Annotated in this window: 1 pseudogene; it reads right to left on the bottom strand. The window is 61.8% G+C overall.

From position 1 onward, the window contains the following. Positions 1–238: pseudogene (locus ACYP5B_RS33595) on the bottom strand (transposase); the annotation flags it as partial.

Raw genomic sequence — 238 nt, 5'->3', positions numbered from 1 at the left:
TTCGAGCCACTTGTCACTTTTGAGCAGGGTATAGAGCCGCTTTCGCTCTGCCTCGTCGGAGGTCCGCTTCGCGATGGCTTGTCGCACCTTCGCGCATGCGGCCGCCTTGTATGTCAGGATGTCGTTGACGGCATCCTTCGTAGTCTCGGCTCGGATCGTGCCGTCCACCGCGAGCGACGCATACCAGCCGCCAGCAGTCACTTCCTTGCGGATGTCGGCCGCACTCTTGCCGACGTTC

This window comes from Cupriavidus sp. 8B, assembly GCF_054589115.1.
The sequence above is the reverse complement of the archived record's forward strand: the minus strand, read 5'-3'. Positions and strand labels throughout refer to the sequence as shown.